General features: G+C 71.1%; 16 protein-coding genes and 1 riboswitch. Of the genes, 8 read left to right on the top strand and 8 right to left on the bottom strand.

From position 1 onward, the window contains the following. The first annotated feature begins 35 nt into the window (after nucleotides 1–35). Nucleotides 36–707 carry a Uma2 family endonuclease gene (locus HDC93_RS03920; protein WP_260419397.1) on the top strand — a complete coding sequence of 224 codons (672 nt, stop codon included), beginning with the start codon at nucleotides 36–38 and terminating at the stop codon, nucleotides 705–707. A gap of 14 nt (nucleotides 708–721) precedes the next feature. After that, a complete protein-coding gene (locus tag HDC93_RS03915) occupies nucleotides 722–1291 on the top strand; it encodes a hypothetical protein (protein WP_097217359.1) in 570 nt (189 codons plus the stop codon). A gap of 10 nt (nucleotides 1292–1301) precedes the next feature. Here HDC93_RS03915 and HDC93_RS03910 read toward each other — a convergent pair whose 3' ends face one another. The 6 genes from HDC93_RS03910 to thrC form a co-directional block, all read right to left on the bottom strand. Next, on the bottom strand, nucleotides 1302–2852 hold the full coding sequence (locus tag HDC93_RS03910) for a carboxylesterase/lipase family protein (protein ID WP_185007203.1): 1551 nt from the start codon (nucleotides 2850–2852) through the stop codon (nucleotides 1302–1304). An 89-nt stretch (nucleotides 2853–2941) separates the two neighbouring features. Then, nucleotides 2942–4066 carry an NADH:flavin oxidoreductase gene (locus tag HDC93_RS03905; RefSeq protein ID WP_185007200.1) on the bottom strand — a complete coding sequence of 375 codons (1125 nt, stop codon included), beginning with the start codon at nucleotides 4064–4066 and terminating at the stop codon, nucleotides 2942–2944. A gap of 324 nt (nucleotides 4067–4390) precedes the next feature. Then, complete coding sequence (groL, locus tag HDC93_RS03900; protein WP_031103577.1) at nucleotides 4391–6013, bottom strand: chaperonin GroEL; 1623 nt, start codon at nucleotides 6011–6013, stop codon at nucleotides 4391–4393. Nucleotides 6014–6410: 397 nt separating this feature from the next. Continuing rightward, complete coding sequence (locus HDC93_RS03895) at nucleotides 6411–6614, bottom strand: cold-shock protein (protein WP_003949956.1); 204 nt, start codon at nucleotides 6612–6614, stop codon at nucleotides 6411–6413. Nucleotides 6615–7060: 446 nt separating this feature from the next. Continuing rightward, complete coding sequence (locus HDC93_RS03890; protein WP_003991133.1) at nucleotides 7061–7336, bottom strand: MoaD/ThiS family protein; 276 nt, start codon at nucleotides 7334–7336, stop codon at nucleotides 7061–7063. 131 nt (nucleotides 7337–7467) lie between these two features. Next, complete coding sequence (gene thrC, locus HDC93_RS03885; protein ID WP_185007198.1) at nucleotides 7468–8754, bottom strand: threonine synthase; 1287 nt, start codon at nucleotides 8752–8754, stop codon at nucleotides 7468–7470. An 18-nt stretch (nucleotides 8755–8772) separates the two neighbouring features. Beyond that, a riboswitch (SAM riboswitch) is annotated at nucleotides 8773–8929 on the bottom strand. A 180-nt stretch (nucleotides 8930–9109) separates the two neighbouring features. Between thrC and HDC93_RS03880 the strand changes: the two genes are divergently transcribed. The 3 genes from HDC93_RS03880 to otsB all read left to right on the top strand — a co-directional run bounded on the left by HDC93_RS03880 (nucleotide 9110) and on the right by otsB (nucleotide 12399). Further along, the gene (locus HDC93_RS03880) at nucleotides 9110–10054 is read left to right on the top strand and encodes a glucosyl-3-phosphoglycerate synthase (protein WP_185007904.1); all 945 of its coding nucleotides are present in this window, start codon (nucleotides 9110–9112) and stop codon (nucleotides 10052–10054) included. 73 nt (nucleotides 10055–10127) lie between these two features. Continuing rightward, nucleotides 10128–11570: a trehalose-6-phosphate synthase gene (locus HDC93_RS03875; protein WP_185007196.1), complete on the top strand. Its 1443-nt coding sequence runs from the start codon at nucleotides 10128–10130 to the stop codon at nucleotides 11568–11570. 7 nt (nucleotides 11571–11577) lie between these two features. After that, a complete protein-coding gene (gene otsB / locus HDC93_RS03870; RefSeq protein ID WP_185007194.1) occupies nucleotides 11578–12399 on the top strand; it encodes a trehalose-phosphatase in 822 nt (273 codons plus the stop codon). Nucleotides 12400–12480: 81 nt separating this feature from the next. On the opposite strand, the gene HDC93_RS03865 is transcribed toward otsB, so the two are convergent. Continuing rightward, nucleotides 12481–12726, bottom strand: coding sequence for a DUF3263 domain-containing protein (locus HDC93_RS03865; protein ID WP_185007192.1), 246 nt, complete (start codon nucleotides 12724–12726; stop codon nucleotides 12481–12483). Nucleotides 12727–12766: 40 nt separating this feature from the next. After that, on the bottom strand, nucleotides 12767–14020 hold the full coding sequence (locus HDC93_RS03860; RefSeq protein ID WP_185007190.1) for an extracellular solute-binding protein: 1254 nt from the start codon (nucleotides 14018–14020) through the stop codon (nucleotides 12767–12769). Nucleotides 14021–14154: 134 nt separating this feature from the next. On the opposite strand from HDC93_RS03860, the gene HDC93_RS03855 reads away from it, so the two are divergent. From HDC93_RS03855 to HDC93_RS03845, 3 genes are all read left to right on the top strand, one after another. Then, nucleotides 14155–15096 (top strand): ROK family protein, encoded by a 942-nt coding sequence (locus HDC93_RS03855; protein ID WP_185007188.1) that lies wholly within the window; start codon nucleotides 14155–14157, stop codon nucleotides 15094–15096. After that, entirely contained in the window at nucleotides 15096–16307 is a 1212-nt protein-coding gene (gene nagA, locus HDC93_RS03850) for an N-acetylglucosamine-6-phosphate deacetylase (protein WP_221516223.1), read from the top strand. The genes HDC93_RS03855 and nagA overlap by 1 nt, the downstream gene beginning before the upstream one ends. A gap of 114 nt (nucleotides 16308–16421) precedes the next feature. Beyond that, nucleotides 16422–17351 (top strand): 1-phosphofructokinase family hexose kinase, encoded by a 930-nt coding sequence (locus tag HDC93_RS03845; RefSeq protein ID WP_185007186.1) that lies wholly within the window; start codon nucleotides 16422–16424, stop codon nucleotides 17349–17351. Nucleotides 17352–17356: the final 5 nt, after the last annotated feature.

Raw genomic sequence — 17356 nt, 5'->3', positions numbered from 1 at the left:
CCCTGAGGGCACGATGGAAGGGAGGAGGCACCACCATGACGCCTGGTACCGCTGACCGCCCGCTGATGCCCATCGAGGACTTCGAGGATCTGGCCGAGGTGGCCCCGAAGGGCGTGCGACTCGAGTACGTCGACGGTCGCGTCCGGACGAAGGACGCGCTCAGCGTCGAGGACTTCGAAGAGCTGGAGCGCCGCGCCCCGGAGAGCGTGCGGCTGGAGTACATCAACGGAAAACCAGAGGTCAAGGCCATGCCTGACGGCAACCACCGCTCCATCTTCATGTGGCTGTTGCGCCAGTGCATGCAGCACCGTCCTGACCTGGATCTGGTACCCGAGTCAGGCGTCAAGGCAGAGGCCTACCGCAAGGGTCGCGCTCGCACGGACGGAACGCTCGGGCCGGTGGATCATTTTCGGGGCGACGGCGAGTGGTCCGACCCCGACGGTTCCCTCATGGCCGTGGAGATCACGTCCCGCGACCGAGACATCAACCAGCGCGACCGCATCGACAAGCCCCTCGGCTACGCCGAGGCCGGGATCCCCGTGTACCTCCTCATCGACCGCGACAACCAGACCCTCACGGTCTTCAGCGAGCCAGAAGGCGGCCGCTACCAGCAGATCTCCCCGCATCCCTGGGGCGCCGCCGTCGAGCTCCCGGCGCCCGTGAACATCACGTTGGACACCGAGAAGCTCAAGGACTACGCCGACTGACGACAATAGGAACCATGAACCACGCCCAGCTCACCGCCCTAGGCCGAGCCCTCCGTCTGCTCGGGGAGCACGGGGAGGCCCTGTCCGCCGACACCCCGGACGCCAAGCTGCACGAAGTCAAGGCCGACCTGAAGCGCGCCCTGGACCTGCTGGACGAGAGTGTCACGGGCGCCGCGCCCACTACCCGCTGCCCCGAGCACCCGAACGGCCCGGTCGACGAGGCCGCCCCCGATCTGTGCCTGCTGTGCGAGACGCGGCGCCGGGCGGCCCGCCGGGCGGAGTTCAACGGGCCCGCCCCCCAGCACCAGCCCGTCGAGCCCGCACCGTCCCGCTACGGCGTGCGCGGCGACCGTCCCCAGCCCCAGCAGCGCTGGCTGGCGGAGCTGTGGAACGGCCAGGCCTGGCAGCTGTGCGGCACCCCGCGCCGGGACCGCCGCGAGGCCGAACTCTTCATCAACGCCCAGCGCAAGGCTCCCCGGGCCGCCATGGCGTACCGGCTGGTCCACGAGTTCACCGACTACGAGGTGCTGCGGGTGTGGGGGACGCCGGTGCGGGTGGACATCGAGCCCATGGGCAACCTGTAGCGGCCCGGACTCACAGCAGCGGAAGCGGCAGGAACTCGTGCCCCTCCCACAGCCGCCGCGACCGCTCCTCCGGGTACGCCCGCACCTCCGGTTCCGCGTCCAGCACCTGCACCAGCCGCTCGGCGTCGTCGTACGCCGGCCAGCCCGGGTCGCCCGTCCTCGCGAAGGACGTCCAGGACGCGCGGAAGCGGGACGACAGCGCGAGGGCCTCGGCGGAGGGCTCCGCGCCGGCGAACAGCAGAAGCCCCAGGTCCGCCCCGTAGGTGCCGAACAGCAGCGGGATGTCCAGGCCGTGGCAGGCGCCGAGCGCGCCGCCGTTGCCGGGGGCCGTCCAGGTCAGTTCGTAGACGTGCGCCCTGCCGCCGCCCGCGCGCTGCGCCTCGGCCAGGTGCAGGGAGGGCATGTTGAACAGCCAGTCCGTCTGGACGCGTTCGTAGAGCTCGCTCGGGGAGGCCTCGGGGAAGGCGTCGCGGTACGCCCGTTCACCACCGGGGGCGAAGAGGCTCAGGGCCGAGGCCGCCCGCTCGTCGGATATCTGGCCGAGCTGTCCGGCCATGGCGATGAAGAGGCGGTATTCGTCGCGGTTGTGGCCGACGAGGAGGTCGACGTCCTTCGCCGATCCCGACCTCAGGGCCTGCCACGGGCTCGTCGGCAGGACCTCGCCGTCGACCACCGGGGAGAAGGGCGTGACCGTGGGCGCCGCCTGGCCCCAGCGGTCGATGCGCTGGAGCATCTTGGCGCTCAGCGTCTCACCCGCCGACGTGAGCCGGTGCGGGGTGATCGTCGCGAGGTCGGCGACCGTGGGGCGCAGACCCACCTCGGCGGCGAGGGCGGTGCCGATGTCCCGGGCGAGCGCGTCGGAGAAGAACGTCCCCGGCACGCTCTGGGCGATCGCCCGCCGGAACAGCCCGGCCGCGCGGGGCATGGAGAGCAGCGAGGCGACCGAGCCGGCGCCCGCCGACTCCCCGAAGACCGTGACCTGGTCGGGGTCGCCGCCGAACGCCTCGACGTTGTCCCGCACCCACTCCAGCGCGGCCACCTGGTCGAGCAGGCCGCGGTTGGCGGGCGCTCCCTCGATGTGCGCGAAACCCTCCATGCCCAGGCGGTAGTTGAGGGACACGACCACCAGGTCGCCGTCGGCGGCGATGTGCCGGGCGTCGTAGCCGGGGCTGCCGGAGTGGCCGAGCTTGTAGGCGCCGCCGTAGATCCACACCATGACCGGCCGGCGGGCCGCCGGGTCGGGCTCGGGCGTCCAGACGTTGACCGTGAGCCAGTCGTCGCCCTCGGGAAGATCGAACAGGCCCGGGCCGCCGAGGCTGCCGAGGTCCTGCGGGGGCGGCGGGCCGAAGGCGTGGGCGTCGCGTATGCCGTCCCAGGGCCGGGCGGGGCGCGGGGCCTGGAAGCGGGCCTCGCCCACCGGCGGCTCGGCGAACGGGATACCGCGGAAGACCGCGAGCCCCGCCTCCCGCCGGCCCCGGACCGCACCGGCGGTGGTGCGCACCACCGGTCCGGGCTGCCCCGCGGAACCGTCGTGCGGCGGGCGGGACTCGGTCGTCGTCATCTGGATCTCCTCACTCGGTGCCGGTGCACAGGCGCCCAGTCAGTGTCCTTGACTGACGCAAGCAGATCCAGGGCCTCAGGTGACGGAGGTCAGCTGAGGGACTTCAGCGACGCCGGGTTGTAGGGCGCCAGCTCCTCCAGGCGGCCGTCGAGCACCTTCCGGGCCCACTCGGGGTCCTGGAGCAGCGCGCGGCCGACGGCGACCATGTCGAACTCGTCGCGCTCGAAACGGTCCAGGAGGTTGTCGAGGTCGCCGACCTCGGCACCCTGGCCCTGGAAGGCCTTGATGAAGTCGCCGTTCAGGCCGACCGAGCCGACGGTGATGGTGGGCTTGCCGGTCAGCTTCTTGGTCCAGCCGGCCAGGTTGAGGTCCGAGTCGTCGAACTCGGGCAGCCAGTAGCGGCGGGTGGAGGCGTGGAAGGCGTCGACACCGGCCGCCGCGAGCGGGGTCAGGATGGCCTCCAGTTCCTCGGGCGTCTCGGCGAGGCGGGCGTCGTAGGCGTCCTGCTTCCACTGGGAGTAGCGGAAGATGACGGGGAAGTCGGCGGAGACGGTCTCGCGGACGGCCGCGACGATCTCCTCCGAGAGCTTGGCGCGGGCGACCCGGTCGCCGCCGTAGGCGTCGGTGCGGCGGTTGGTGCCCTCCCAGAGGAACTGGTCGAGCAGGTAGCCGTGGGCGCCGTGCAGTTCGACGCCGTCGAAGCCGATGCGCTCGGCGGCGGCGGCGGCCTCGGCGAACGAGCCGATGACGGCGTCGATGTCGGCCTGGGTCATGGCCTTGCCGGTGGGCTCCGTCGCGCCGATGCGCAGGCCGGAGGGGCCGACGGCGGGGGCGTCGGCGACGGGGGGCTCGCCCTGGTTGCGGACCATGCCGATGTGCCACAGCTGGGGCACGATCGTGCCGCCCGCGGCGTGCACCGCCTCGGCGACCTTCGCCCAGCCCGCGAGCTGCTCCTCGCCGTGGAAGCGCGGCACGCGGTCGCTCTGCCCGGCCGAGTCGTGGCCGACGTAGGTGCCCTCGGTGACGATCAGGCCGACTCCGGCGGCGGCGCGGCGCGCGTAGTACGAGACGACGTCGTCGCCGGGCACGCCGCCCGGGGAGAACATGCGGGTCATCGGCGCCATCGCGATCCGGTTCGGAACGGTCAGGCCGCCCAGCGATACGGGCCGGGACAGGATTTCGGCGGCGCGGGATGCGGAGGCGGCGACAGTCACGTGGGGGCTCCCTTGGGGGTACCGAATGGTATGTGCATACGCATAGGACGCATGGTTCAACCACCCGGCCCGGCCGCGGCATCCCGTCTGCGCTGTGATCCCGGACACGCGAGGGGTGCACTCCCGGACAGGCGAGAGGGCGTACCCCTGACAGGCCTGAGGGCGCACCCCGGACCCTCCCGACGGCGCACACCCGGACACGCCCGAGGGCGGCACCCCCGGACCCTCCCGACGGCGCACACCCGGACACGCCCGAGGGCGGCACCCCCTGTCGGAACAGGAAGTGCCGCCCTCGGTAAGACCGTTGATCAACCCTGGGGTCGATCAGAAGTCCATGTCACCGCCCGGCATGCCGCCGCCGGCGGGCGCGGCGGCCTTCTCCGGCTTGTCGGCGATGACGGCCTCGGTGGTGAGGAACAGCGCGGCGATGGAGGCGGCGTTCTGCAGGGCAGAGCGGGTCACCTTCGCCGGGTCGATGATGCCCTCGGCGATCATGTCGACGTACTCACCGGTCGCGGCGTTCAGGCCGTGGCCGACGGGCAGGTTGCGCACCTTCTCGACGATGACGCCACCCTCGAGGCCACCGTTGACGGCGATCTGCTTGAGCGGGGCCTCCAGGGCCAGCTTCACGGCGTTGGCGCCGGTCTGCTCGTCACCCTCCAGGTCCAGCTTCTCGAAGACCGAGGAGGCCTGCAGCAGGGCCACGCCACCACCCGCGACGATGCCCTCCTCGACGGCCGCCTTGGCGTTGCGCACGGCGTCCTCGATGCGGTGCTTGCGCTCCTTGAGCTCCACCTCGGTGGCGGCACCGGCCTTGATGACCGCGACACCGCCGGCGAGCTTCGCCAGGCGCTCCTGCAGCTTCTCGCGGTCGTAGTCCGAGTCGCTGTTCTCGATCTCGGCGCGGATCTGGTTGACCCGGCCGGCGACCTGGTCGGCGGAGCCGGCACCGTCGACGATGGTGGTCTCGTCCTTGGTGATGACGACCTTGCGGGCCTTGCCCAGCAGGTCGATCGTGGCGTTCTCCAGCTTGAGGCCGACCTCCTCGGAGATCACCTCGCCGCCGGTGAGGATGCCGATGTCCTGCAGCATCGCCTTGCGGCGGTCGCCGAAGCCCGGGGCCTTGACGGCGACGGACTTGAAGGTGCCGCGGATCTTGTTGACGACCAGGGTCGACAGGGCCTCGCCCTCGACGTCCTCGGCGATGATCAGCAGCGGCTTGCCGGACTGCATGACCTTCTCGAGGAGCGGCAGCAGGTCCTTGACGTTGCTGATCTTCGAGTTCGCGATCAGGATGTACGGGTCGTCGAGGACGGCCTCCATACGCTCCATGTCGGTGGCGAAGTACGCCGAGATGTAGCCCTTGTCGAAGCGCATACCCTCGGTGAGCTCCAGCTCCAGACCGAAGGTCTGGGACTCCTCGACGGTGATGACGCCTTCCTTGCCGACCTTGTCCATGGCCTCGGCGATGAGCTCGCCGATCTGGGTGTCGGCGGCGGAGATGGAGGCCGTGGAAGCGATCTGCTCCTTGGTCTCGACATCCTTCGCCTGCTCCAGCAGGGCGGCGGAGACGGCCTCGACGGCGCGCTCGATACCGCGCTTGAGGGCCATCGGGTTGGCGCCGGCGGCTACGTTGCGCAGACCCTCCTTGACCAGGGCCTGGGCGAGAACGGTCGCGGTGGTCGTACCGTCACCGGCGACGTCGTCCGTCTTCTTGGCGACTTCCTTGACCAGCTCGGCGCCGATCTTCTCGTACGGGTCCTCGAGCTCGATCTCCTTGGCGATGGAGACACCATCGTTGGTGATCGTGGGCGCACCCCACTTCTTCTCGAGGACGACGTTGCGGCCCTTGGGGCCGAGCGTCACCTTGACGGCGTCCGCGAGCTGGTTCATGCCGCGCTCGAGGCCGCGCCGCGCCTCCTCGTCGAACGCGATGATCTTGGCCATGTGAAGTGGTCCCTCCAGGACTGGGGGTGATTACTTCGGACCGCGCCCGCGCCCGCGACGGACGGCTCGCCAGCCTTGTGGTTCCTTCCCACCCGGCCTGCGGGCCTCACCGACCCGGTCCTTACGTTGTCACTCTCACCTTCAGAGTGCTAACGCAATGATTAGCACTCGACCCCCGAGAGTGCAAGGCGCGCTCGCGTAGCGAGTGCTCGTCGAGGCGTGGCGGTCGGGCGACGGGCGGGCGCAAGCGCCCCCCCCCCGGGGATCGGGCGGGGCCGTCAGCCGCCCGCGCACACCACCCCGCAGGCCGTTCGAACAGACCGAAGGGCCCGCACCCCGGGGGGTGCGGGCCCTTCAGAGAAGACCGGTCGCTTGAAGCGTTGGTCGTGGTGCGCGTTCAGGCAGCGACGCGAACCATGTCGGCCTGCGGCCCCTTCTGGCCCTGCGAGATCTCGAACTCGACCCGCTGACCCTCTTCAAGGGTGCGGTAGCCGTCCATCTGAATCGCGCTGTAGTGGACGAAAACATCCGCACCACCGTCGACCGCGATGAAGCCGTACCCCTTCTCCGCGTTGAACCACTTGACGGTGCCCTGAGCCATGCCTAACTCCCCTATTACTGGCCCTTGCACAGATCCACACTTCGCGGATCCGGGTCAGACCTCACCCCCCACGGTTGGGGGCGTGCGCCGGAACGCGTCGACCGCGGCTGAATGTATCTGTCCAACTGCCGTCTGCAACAGGTCAATCGGACGAGAATTCTGGACGCACCGGGTCCGGAATGTGGGGAGAATTCGTCTGAATTCAGGGCAAGTCGGGCCACACAAAGGGAACAAAAGCCGCAAAAGACGCGCACACTTTGGCTACATCTTGTCGGGCTCGCAGCGGGAATTCAGGGTTCCGATCAGGGGACCGGGATCGCGTTCCCCAACTGTACCGCGCTCAATCACACAGAATTGCCCCCTCCGCTTCTCTCACGGAGGGGGCAATCCGATAAACTCTCAGTGACCGTCGTTACCGAAGGTAACAAGCAAGCCGTTCGACCGGTTCAGCCGCCGGCGACGGCGGGAATGATCGACACACCGGCACCGTCCGGCGTGGCCGTCTCCAGACCCTGCTCGAACCGCACGTCGTCGTCGTTGACGTACACGTTGACGAACCGGCGCAGCTTGCCCTGGTCGTCCAGCACCCGGGCGGCGATCCCGGTGTGGTTCTTCTCCAGGTCGGCGATGACCTCGCCGAGGTTCGCACCCTCGGCGGCGACCTCGGCCTGCCCGCCGGTGTAGGTACGCAGGATGGTGGGGATCCGAACGGTGACGCTCATGACTTCAAAACCTCCGGTTTCGATGGAAGCTACGGCTGGGCCGCGCATCTGGGGGCGCGGGGCTGTGTCGATGCGCGGCTCCGCCGCGTGGGCGCGACCAGCCCCCACAGGCCCGCGGCGAACAACGACGCTCAGACGAGCCCGGCCTCACGGAACGACTCGAGGCTGGGACGAATGGTCGCGGTGAGCCCGGTCCCCGCCACCGCGTCCAGCGTCTTCAGACCGTCCCCGGTGTTGAGCACGACAGTGGTCTTGGTGGGGTCGAGCACCCCGCTCTCGATCAGCTTCTTCGTCACGCCCACCGTCACCCCACCGGCGGTCTCCGCGAAGATCCCCTCGGTCCGCGCAAGGATCTTGATCGCGTCGACGACCTGCTCGTCGTTCACGTCCTCCACCGCACCGCCGGTCCGCCGCGCGATGTCCAGCACGTAGGGCCCGTCCGCCGGGTTGCCGATGGCGAGGGACTTGGCGATGGTGTCCGGCTTCTGCGGGCGGACGACGTCGTGCCCGGCCTTGTAGGCGACGGACACCGGCGAGCAGCCCTCGGCCTGCGCACCGAAGATCTTGTACGGCTTGTCCTCGACCAGCCCGAGCTTGATCAGCTCCTGAAGACCCTTGTCGATCTTCGTCAGCTGCGAGCCGGAGGCGATCGGCACCACCAGCTGGTCCGGCAGCTGCCAGCCGAGCTGCTCGCAGATCTCGTACGCGAGGGTCTTGGAGCCCTCCGCGTAGTACGGCCGGAGGTTGACGTTGACGAAGCCCCAGCCCTCACCCGCCGGGTCGCCGATCAGCTCCGAACAGAAGCGGTTCACGTCGTCGTAGTTGCCCTCGATGCCGACGAGCTCGCCGCCGTAGACCGCGGCCATCACGACCTTGCCCTGCTCCAGGTCGTGCGGGATGAACACGCAGGAGCGGAAGCCGGCGCGGGCCGCGGCGGCGCCCACCGCACCGGCGAGGTTACCGGTGGAGGAGCAGGAGAGCGTGGTGAAGCCGAAGGCGCGGGCGGCCTCCAGGGCCTGGGCCACGACGCGGTCCTTGAAGGAGTGCGTCGGGTTGCCGGAGTCGTCCTTCACGAACAGCTTGCCCGCGTCGACGCCCAGCTCGCGCGCGAGGTTGTCGGCCTTGACGAGCTTGGTCCAGCCGGGGTTGATGTTCGGCTTGTCCGCGACGTCGGCCGGGACCGGCAGCAGCGGGGCGTAGCGCCAGATGTTCGCGGGTCCCGCTTCGATGCGCTTGCGGAGCTCTTCGGTTTCGTAGGCCGAGAAGTCGTAGGCGATCTCCAGCGGGCCGAAACACTCCTGGCACGCGAAGACCGGGCCGAGGGGCACGCGGTGACCGCACTCGCGGCAGCTCAGCGCGGCGGCGGGGCCGAGGTCTACGGTGGATTCAGTGGTGCTTGCAACAGTCTGCGCAGCCATGTGAGGCGAGGCCCTTTCTCCTCATCTTCCTCACGACGCATCTCGCCGTGAGACGGATTTGGCACCTTCCCGAGCCGGGAGCCTCGCGCCTGTGGTCGACCGTGACCTACGAGTACCGACTGGAGGGTTGCCGGGGCTTCATCGGGCCGTTTCCCTCTGCCCCTCTGGATGAGCTGTATGTGGTTGTAGGCGGCGGGTGACCCCGGACATGCGATGGTCATCCGCCTTGTTCAAGACTGTAACCGACGACCAGGACAGTTGAGATAGTCGTCCGAACCGCGAGATGACTGTACCCGTCAGCCGCTACCGCGGCGGGCAGTCCGTCCCGCCGAGAGTACGCAGAGGAGCCGCCGAGGTGCTGAAAGAAGTCGAGCGCTGGCTGAGCACCCGCTCCTGGTCAGCGAACGAACGCCCCCTCCACCAGATGCTCGCCGCGAAGCAGCGCACGGGCCAGACGGTCAGCGTGGTGCTGCCCGCGCTCAACGAGGAGGCGACGGTCGGGGACATCGCCTCCGTCATCCGCCACGACCTGATGCGGCAGGTGCCGCTCGTCGACGAGCTGGTCGTCGTCGACTCGGGCTCGAACGACCGCACGTCCGAGGTGGCCGCCGCCGCGGGCGCGCGGGTGGTGCACCGGGACGCGATACTCCCGCGCCTGCCCGCCGTGCCCGGCAAGGGTGAGGTGCTGTGGCGCTCCCTCCTCGTCACCCGCGGGGACATCGTCTGCTTCATCGACGCCGACCTCAGGGACTTCTCGTCCGACTTCGTCTCCGGGATCGTGGGCCCGCTGCTCACGGACCCGGACGTGGACCTGGTGAAGGCCATGTACGACCGTCCCCTCGCCGGCGCTGCGGGGCAGGGCGGCCGGGTCACCGAGCTGATGGCGCGCCCGCTGCTCAACATGCACTGGCCGCAGCTGGCCGGCTTCGTGCAGCCGCTCGGCGGCGAGTACGCGGCCCGCCGCTCCCTGCTGGAGCAGCTGCCGTTCCCCGTCGGGTACGGCGTGGAGCTGGGCATGCTGGTCGACGCCCTGCACCTGGCGGGCCTGGACGCCCTCGCCCAGGTGGACGTGGGGGTGCGCAAGCACCGGCACCAGGACGGGCAGGCGCTGGGCCGGATGGCCGCCGCGATCTACCGCACGGCCCAGCTGCGGCTGGCCCGCGGGCATCTGATCCGGCCGTCCCTGACGCAGTTCGAGCGGGGCGAGGACGGCTTCGAGCCGCTGACGTACTCCGTGGACACCGAGGAGCGTCCGCCGATGGTGGACATCGCCGAGTACCAGGCGCGGAGAGCGGCCTGACCGGGGCGGTTTTCGGCCGGACGCGGCAGATCCGCACGTTTGAGCGTTCATGGGGCGGGCTAGGTTGAGGCTTATGGCTTCGACGAACGGTGCTGCGCAGGTGCTGGTGGCCTCCAACCGGGGTCCCGTCTCGTACACGGTGGGCGAGGACGGTTCACTGGAGGCCAAACGGGGCGGCGGCGGGCTGGTCTCCGGGCTCTCCGCGATCGGCTCCGACGCGGACGCGCTGTGGGTGTGCTCGGCGCTGTCCGACGGCGACCGGGAGGCGGTCCGGCGCGGAATCGCCGGGGCGGGGCCGGAGGCCCCTCCGCAGAGGGGTGGCGGCGGGCGACGGGTGGGAGAGGACGGCGTGCGGATGCTCGACATCCCGGCCGACGTGCACGCCGACGCGTACAACGGCATCGCCAACTCGGTCCTGTGGTTCGTGCACCACATGCTCTACCAGACGCCCCTGGAGCCGGTCTTCGACGCGGAGTTCCGGCGGCAGTGGGCGTCCTACGAGGCGTACAACCGGGCGTTCGCTCAGGCGCTGGCCGAGGAGGCGGCGCCGGGCGCGGCGGTCGTGGTGCAGGACTACCACCTGACGCTGGTGCCGGGCATGCTCCGCGAGCTGCGGCCCGATCTGCGCATCGGGCACTTCTCGCACACACCGTGGGCGCCGCCCGAGTACTTCCGGATGCTGCCGGACGACGTGGCCGGGCAGGTGCTGCGCGGCATGCTCGGCGCGGACCGCCTCGGCTTCCTCACCGAGCGCTGGGCGCAGGCGTTCACCGAGTGCGCCGAGCGGTTCGCGGGCGGGCTCGGCGGCACCAGGGTCGGGGTGCACGGCCTCGGCGCCGACGCGGACTTCCTGCGCAAGCGGGCGCACGAGCCGGACGTCGAGGAGCGGATGGCCGCGCTGCGGCAGGAGATCGGCGAGGGCCGCCGCACCATCGTCCGGGTCGACCGCACCGAGCTGTCCAAGAACATCGTGCGCGGCCTGCTTGCCTACCGGCAGCTGCTCGACGACCACCCCGAGTGGCGCGAGCGCGTGGTGCACGTGGCGTTCGCCTACCCGTCGCGGCAGGACCTCGCGGTGTACCGGGACTACACGGCCGAGGTGCAGCGGCTCGCCGACGAGATCAACGCCGGGTACGGCACGCCCGGGTGGACCCCGGTCCTCCTCAACCTCAAGGACGACTTCGCCCGTTCGCTGGCCGCCTACCGGCTGGCCGACGTGGCCCTGGTCAACCCCATCCGCGACGGCATGAACCTCGTCGCCAAGGAGGTCCCGGTGATCTCCGACGCGGGCTGCGCGCTGGTGCTGTCGCGGGAGGCCGGGGCACACGAGGAGCTGGGCGAGGACGCGATCACGGTGAACCCCTACGACGTCACGGGCACGGCGGCGGCCCTGCACGAGGCCCTGTCGATGCGCCCGGAGGAACGCGCCGAACGCAGCAAGCGCCTGGCCGCGGCGGCGACGGCACTGCCACCGGCGCAGTGGTTCGTCGACCAGCTCGACGCGCTGAGGGGCTGAGGGCCGGATGAGCAGCCTTCCCACCCCCGCCACGCGGGCCGGGCAGGACGGCCTCGACGCCCTCCTCGCGCGGCCCGGCGAGGCACTGATCGGGCTCGACTTCGACGGGACGCTCGCGCCGATCGTGGCCGATCCGGAGCTGGCCCGGGCCCATCCCCGGGCGCTGTCCGCGCTGGCCGCCCTCGCGCCGAAGGTGGCCGCCGTGGCGGTGGTCACCGGCCGGCCGGCCGAGGTCGCGGTCCGCAACGGCGGCTTCGCTCACGTGCCGGGTCTGGAGCACCTCGTCGTCCTCGGGCACTACGGCGCCGAGCGGTGGGACGCCCGCAGCGGCAAGGTCACCGCGCCCGAGCCGCACCCCGGCGTCGCGGCCGTACGCGCCGAGCTGCCCGGGCTGCTCGACGGCAGCGGGACCTGGGTCGAGGAGAAGGGCCGGGCGGTGGCCGTGCACACCCGCCGGGCCGCCGACCCGCAGGCCGCCTTCGACGCCCTGCGCGAGCCGCTCACCGACCTGGCGGCCCGGCACGGCCTGATCGTCGAGCCCGGCCGCATGGTCCTCGAACTGCGCCCGCCGGGCATGGACAAGGGCGTCGCCCTGAGCGGGTTCGCCCGCGAGATCGACGCCGGTTCGGTGCTCTACGCCGGCGACGACCTGGGCGACCTGCCCGCCTACTCCGCAGTGGACACCCTGCGCACCACCGGCACCCCCGGCCTCTTGGTATGCAGCGGCAGCGACGAGGTGACCGAGCTCAGGCAGCGGGCGGACGTGGTGGTGGAGGGCCCGGAGGGGGTGGTGGAGCTGCTGGCCGCGCTGGCCGATCGAATCGGCTGAGGCGCGCGCCCCCTTGGGGGCGCGGGGAACTGCGCGATCACCCCCCGCACACCCGCACCCGACGAACAACCGAAAGCCCCGTCACCGCTCACCCCGTCGCGTCTCCCGGACCCGCCGCAGCCGATTCACCGTCACCGGATCATGCGCCAACGCCCGAGCGTCATCGAGCAGGGCGTTGAGCAGCTGGTAGTAGCGAACAGGCGCGAGGTCCAGCTCCTCACGTATCGCCCGTTCCTTCGCCCCGGGCCCAAAGAAGCCCCGGCGTTCGAGCGCGAGAATCTCCCGCTCCCTACGCCCCAGCCCCTGCTCACCCGTGTCCTCGTCCATGAACGGCACCGTAACGCCCCCCACCGACAGCACAGCGCAGCTACTCCGCGCTCTCCGCCCGGACCGCCGCCGCCTGGAGGTGGCCGAGCACGCCGGAGGGGCTGCCGCCGGGCGCGACGGCCTTGCCGATCTGCTGCTTGACCTGGGAGGCGACGTCGGCCCAGGACGTCTTGCCGACCGGGTAGAGCTCGGAGGCCAGCAGCTCCTCCAGGAACGGCCTGAGGTGCCGGTCCTCGTCGGAGGCGGCCATCGTGCCGGACGCGGAGGAGGTGACCGGCAGCAGGTCGTACTCGCGGGAGAAGGCCAGCACGTTCTTCTCGCTGTAGACGAAGTCGAGGAAGTCGCCCACCTGGTCGCGGTGGCCGTTCTTGCGGAACGCCGTCATCCAGTCGGTGACGCCGAGCGTGGACCTGCTCGGGCCCTCCTTGCCCGGCGTGGGCACCATCCCGTACTCGACGCCGTTCTTCGCGGCGATCTTCATCAGTGAGGGGTGGCCGTTGAGCATCCCGACCTGGCCCTTCGAGAAGGCGGCGAACGCCGCGGCCCGGTTCAGCTCGCCGGGCGCGACCGGCCCGGTCAGGTCCTTGCCGACCAGGTCCTCCTTCAGCCAGGAGAAGGTGTCGATGTTCTCCGGGGAGTCGAGGCCGTAGCTGTCGACGCCGTCGGTGTAGCCGCCCCCGCCGCTGAGCATCCACTGCATGGTCTCGGCCTGCGCCTCCTCGGGGCCGAGGGGCAGCGCGTACGGGTACTTCACGCCCTTCGCCTTGAGCGCCTCGGCGTCCGCGGCCAGGTCGTCCCAGGACTCGGGCGCACTGATACCGGCCTTGGCGAAGAGGGTCTTGTTGTAGAAGAGCACGCGGGTGGAGGCGGCGAACGGCAGCCCGTACTGCACGCCCTTCACCTGGCCCGCGGAGGCCAACTGCCCCACGAAGTCGGCCTGCGTGCGTATGGAGAGCAGGTCGTCGGCCTTGTAGAGCCGGTCCTGGGCGGCGTAGTCGGCGTACGCGCCGATCTGCGCCAGGTCCGGCGGGTCACCGGCGGCGACCATCTCCCTGACCTTGCGGTCGACGTCGTTCCAGGAATAGACGCTGACGTCGATCTTGACGTCGGGGTGGTCGGCCTCGTACTCCTCGACGAGCTTGTCCCAGTACTTCTCCGAGCTGTTGGCCGCGCTGTCGCCGTAGTCGGCGGCGACCAGCTTCAAGGTCACGTCGCCCGATCCGCCCGTGACGCCGCAGCCGCCGAGGACCGCCGTCATGCCCAGTGCGGACACCACCGCGATCGTTCCTGCCATCCGCCGACGCTGCACCGCTGCTCTTCCCCAACCCCGGCGTCACCGCCGCCGAAACATTTTCGATATCCGGAACAAGGTCTACACCACGTGAGTGGACTAGACCTCTTGCGGGTCCCCGGGTCACACTGTTCCCCGTGAGACATGTCATCGCCCTCGACGTGGGCGGCACCGGAATGAAGGCCGCGCTGGCCGGGCCGGGGGGCGAGGTACTGCACCGGGCCCGCCGGGCCACCGGACGCGCCCAGGGACCGGACACCGTCGTCGCGGGCATCCTCGACTTCGCCGCCGAGCTGCGCGCGTACGGCGCCGAGCGCTTCGGCACGCCCGCGTCCGCCGCGGGTGTGGCCGTCCCCGGCATCGTCGACGAGGCGCACGGCGTCGCCGTCTACGCGGCCAACCTCGGCTGGCGCGACGTCCCGCTGCGCGACCTGCTGGCGGAGCGGCTCGGCGCCCCGGTCGCCCTCGGCCACGACGTGCGCACCGGCGGCCTCGCCGAGGGACGGGTCGGCGCGGGCCGGGGGGCGGACCGGTTCCTGTTCGTGGCGCTGGGGACCGGCATCGCGGGCGCCATCGGCGTCGACGGCCGGGTCGAGGCGGGCGCACACGGCTTCGCGGGGGAGATCGGCCACATCGTCGTACGCCCCGGCGGGGCCCCCTGCCCGTGCGGGCAGCACGGCTGCCTGGAGCGCTTCGCCTCGGCGGCGGCCGTGAGCGAGGCCTGGGCCGCGGCCTCGGGCGACCCGGACGCCGACGCGGCGGACTGCGCGAAGGCGGTGGACTCCGGCGACCCGAAGGCAACGGCGGTCTGGCAGGAGGCCGTGGCCGCCCTGGCCGACGGCCTGGTCACGGCCCTGACGTTGCTGGATCCCCGCATTCTGATCATCGGGGGCGGGCTGGCGGAGGCGGGGGAAACCCTTTTCACGCCCTTGAGGGAAGCGATCCGCAGCCGCATCACCTTCCAGAAACAACCGACACTCGTCCCGGCGGCGCTGGGCGACAGTGCAGGTTGCCTCGGCGCGGGCCTGCTGGCCTGGGATCTTCTGGCATCGACCGACCGCATGGAGGTAACCCCCTGATGACCAACGCCTCAGGGGCGCGGGGAACTGCGCGACAAGCCCCCACGCACCCGCACCCCGCGACGGCCGGACACCCCGCGGTCCTCACCGGCGCGACCGTGGTACTCCCCACCGGATCCGTCGAAAACGGCCAGGTCGCCATCGACGGCACCCGAATCACCACCACCGCCCCGGAAAATGCCCAGGTCATCGACGTAACAGGCCACTACGTCATCCCCGGCTTCGTCGACCTGCACAACCACGGCGGCGGCGGAGCCTCCTTCACCTCCGGCTCGGTCGACGACATCCTCAAGGGCATCCACACCCACCGCCTGCACGGCACGACCACCCTGGTCGCCTCCACCGTCACCGGCGACATGGACTCCCTCACCCACCGCGCGGGCCTGCTGAGCGAACTCGCCGAGCAGGGCGAGATCGCCGGCGTCCACTTCGAGGGCCCGTTCATCTCCCCCTGCCGCAAGGGCGCCCACTCCGAGGCCCTCCTGCGCGACCCCCACCCCACGGGGGTCCGCAAGCTGATCGACGCGGCCCGGGGCTGGGCGAAGATGCTCACGCTGGCCACGGAACTGCCCGGCGGCCTGGACTCCGTACGCCTCCTCGCCGACCACGGCGTGATCGCGGCGATCGGCCACACGGACGCCACCTACGAGCAGACGGTGGAGGCCATCGACGCGGGCGCCACAGTCGCCACGCACCTCTTCAACGCGATGCCGCCGCTCGGCCACCGCTCCCCCGGCCCGATCACCGCGCTGCTGGAGGACGAGCGGATCACGGTCGAGCTGATCAACGACGGCACGCACCTCCACCCCGCCGCACTGCAACTGGCGTTCCATCACGCGGGCGCCGGCCGGGTCGCGTTCATCACGGACGCGATGGACGCGGCCGGTTTCGGCGACGGGCGCTACTGGCTGGGCCCCTTGGAGGTGGAGGTCGCGGACGGCGTGGCCCGGCTGGTGGAGGACGGCACGATCGCCGGCTCGACCCTCACCCAGGACCGTGCGTTCAAGCGGGCGGTCACGGTCGACGGCCTCTCCGTCGAGGACGCGGTGACGGCCCTGTCCGCGAACCCGGCCCGCCTGCTCGGCATGGCCGACACGATCGGCTCACTGGAGCCCGGGAAGTACGCCGACCTGCTGATCCTGGACTCCGCGTACGAGCTGAAGGGCGTCATGCGCCGGGGCGAATGGGTGGTCCCTCCCCAACTGACCTGATTCATCCCGCAGTCGAGAGACGGTGGCCGACTCCAGGACTGGGCCGACCGCCGTCTCTTTGGCATGATCAGGGAACGTTCACGGCAACAAGCGCGTCTGGGGGAGGTCGGCCCGGTGATCCTCACGGTCACGCTGAACACCGCTCTCGACATCACCTATCGCGTACGGTCCCTCCGGCCGCACGCCTCCCACCGCGTCTCCGAGGTGACGGAACGCCCCGGCGGCAAGGGCGTCAACGTGGCCCGGGTGCTCGCGGCCCTCGGGCACGAGGTGACGGTGACCGGGTTCACGGGCGGGGCGACGGGCCGGGTCGTGCAGGAGAAGCTCGCGGCGGTGCCGGGGGTGGTGGACGCGCTGGTCCCGGTCTCGGGAGCGACCCGCCGCACCGTCGCCGTGGTCGACGAGCGCACCGGCGACACGACGCAGCTCAACGAACCGGGCCCGATGATCACGCCCACGGAGTGGTCCGCCTTCCAGGAGGCCTACGAGGACCTGCTCCCCTCCGCCTCCGCGGTGGCCCTGTGCGGCAGCCTGCCGCCGGGCGTCCCGGTGGGCGCGTACGCGGGCCTGGTCCGCACGGCCCGCTCCTTCGCGGTCCCGGTCCTCCTGGACACCAGCGGCGAACCCCTGCGCCGGGGCGTCGCGGCCCGCCCCGACATCATCAAGCCGAACGCCGACGAACTGGCGGAACTCACCGGCTCCCACGACCCGCTCCGCGCGACCCAGGACGCCCGCCGCCGAGGCGCGGGCGCGGTCGTGGCGTCCCTCGGCCCGGAAGGCCTCCTGGCCCTCACCCGAGACGGCCGCTGGCGAGCCATCCCACCGACCCGGGCACGAGGCAACCCGACAGGCGCGGGCGACTCGGCGGTAGCAGGTCTGCTCTCAGGCTTGGTGGAGCACCTCCCCTGGCCGACCCGCCTGACCCGGGCGACGGCTCTCGCGGCGGCGACGGTGCAGGCACCGGTGGCCGGGGAGTTCGACCGGAGGCTGTACGAGGAGTTGCTGGCGGGGGTGACGGTTTCGGGAGAGGTCTGCGCGGCCTAGGCCGG

Origin of the sequence: Streptomyces sp. AK010 (genome assembly GCF_014207295.1) — a bacterium.
GTDB classification, from domain to species: Bacteria; Actinomycetota; Actinomycetes; order Streptomycetales; family Streptomycetaceae; genus Streptomyces; species Streptomyces massasporeus.
Note: the sequence above shows the minus strand (reverse complement) of the source record. Positions and strands in the feature narration are given on the sequence as shown.

Coding starts and splice junctions, on each gene's coding strand:
- HDC93_RS03865 (WP_185007192.1), bottom strand. CDS start 12,726: ATGGACGAGGACACGGGTGAGCAGGGGCTGGGGCGTAGGGAGCGGGAG.
- nagA (WP_221516223.1), top strand. CDS start 15,096: ATGACCAACGCCTCAGGGGCGCGGGGAACTGCGCGACAAGCCCCCACG.
- HDC93_RS03910 (WP_185007203.1), bottom strand. CDS start 2,852: ATGACGACGACCGAGTCCCGCCCGCCGCACGACGGTTCCGCGGGGCAG.
- HDC93_RS03915 (WP_097217359.1), top strand. CDS start 722: ATGAACCACGCCCAGCTCACCGCCCTAGGCCGAGCCCTCCGTCTGCTC.
- groL (WP_031103577.1), bottom strand. CDS start 6,013: ATGGCCAAGATCATCGCGTTCGACGAGGAGGCGCGGCGCGGCCTCGAG.
- HDC93_RS03895 (WP_003949956.1), bottom strand. CDS start 6,614: ATGGCTCAGGGCACCGTCAAGTGGTTCAACGCGGAGAAGGGGTACGGC.
- thrC (WP_185007198.1), bottom strand. CDS start 8,754: ATGGCTGCGCAGACTGTTGCAAGCACCACTGAATCCACCGTAGACCTC.
- HDC93_RS03875 (WP_185007196.1), top strand. CDS start 10,128: ATGGCTTCGACGAACGGTGCTGCGCAGGTGCTGGTGGCCTCCAACCGG.
- HDC93_RS03890 (WP_003991133.1), bottom strand. CDS start 7,336: ATGAGCGTCACCGTTCGGATCCCCACCATCCTGCGTACCTACACCGGC.
- HDC93_RS03920 (WP_260419397.1), top strand. CDS start 36: ATGACGCCTGGTACCGCTGACCGCCCGCTGATGCCCATCGAGGACTTC.
- HDC93_RS03860 (WP_185007190.1), bottom strand. CDS start 14,020: ATGGCAGGAACGATCGCGGTGGTGTCCGCACTGGGCATGACGGCGGTC.
- otsB (WP_185007194.1), top strand. CDS start 11,578: ATGAGCAGCCTTCCCACCCCCGCCACGCGGGCCGGGCAGGACGGCCTC.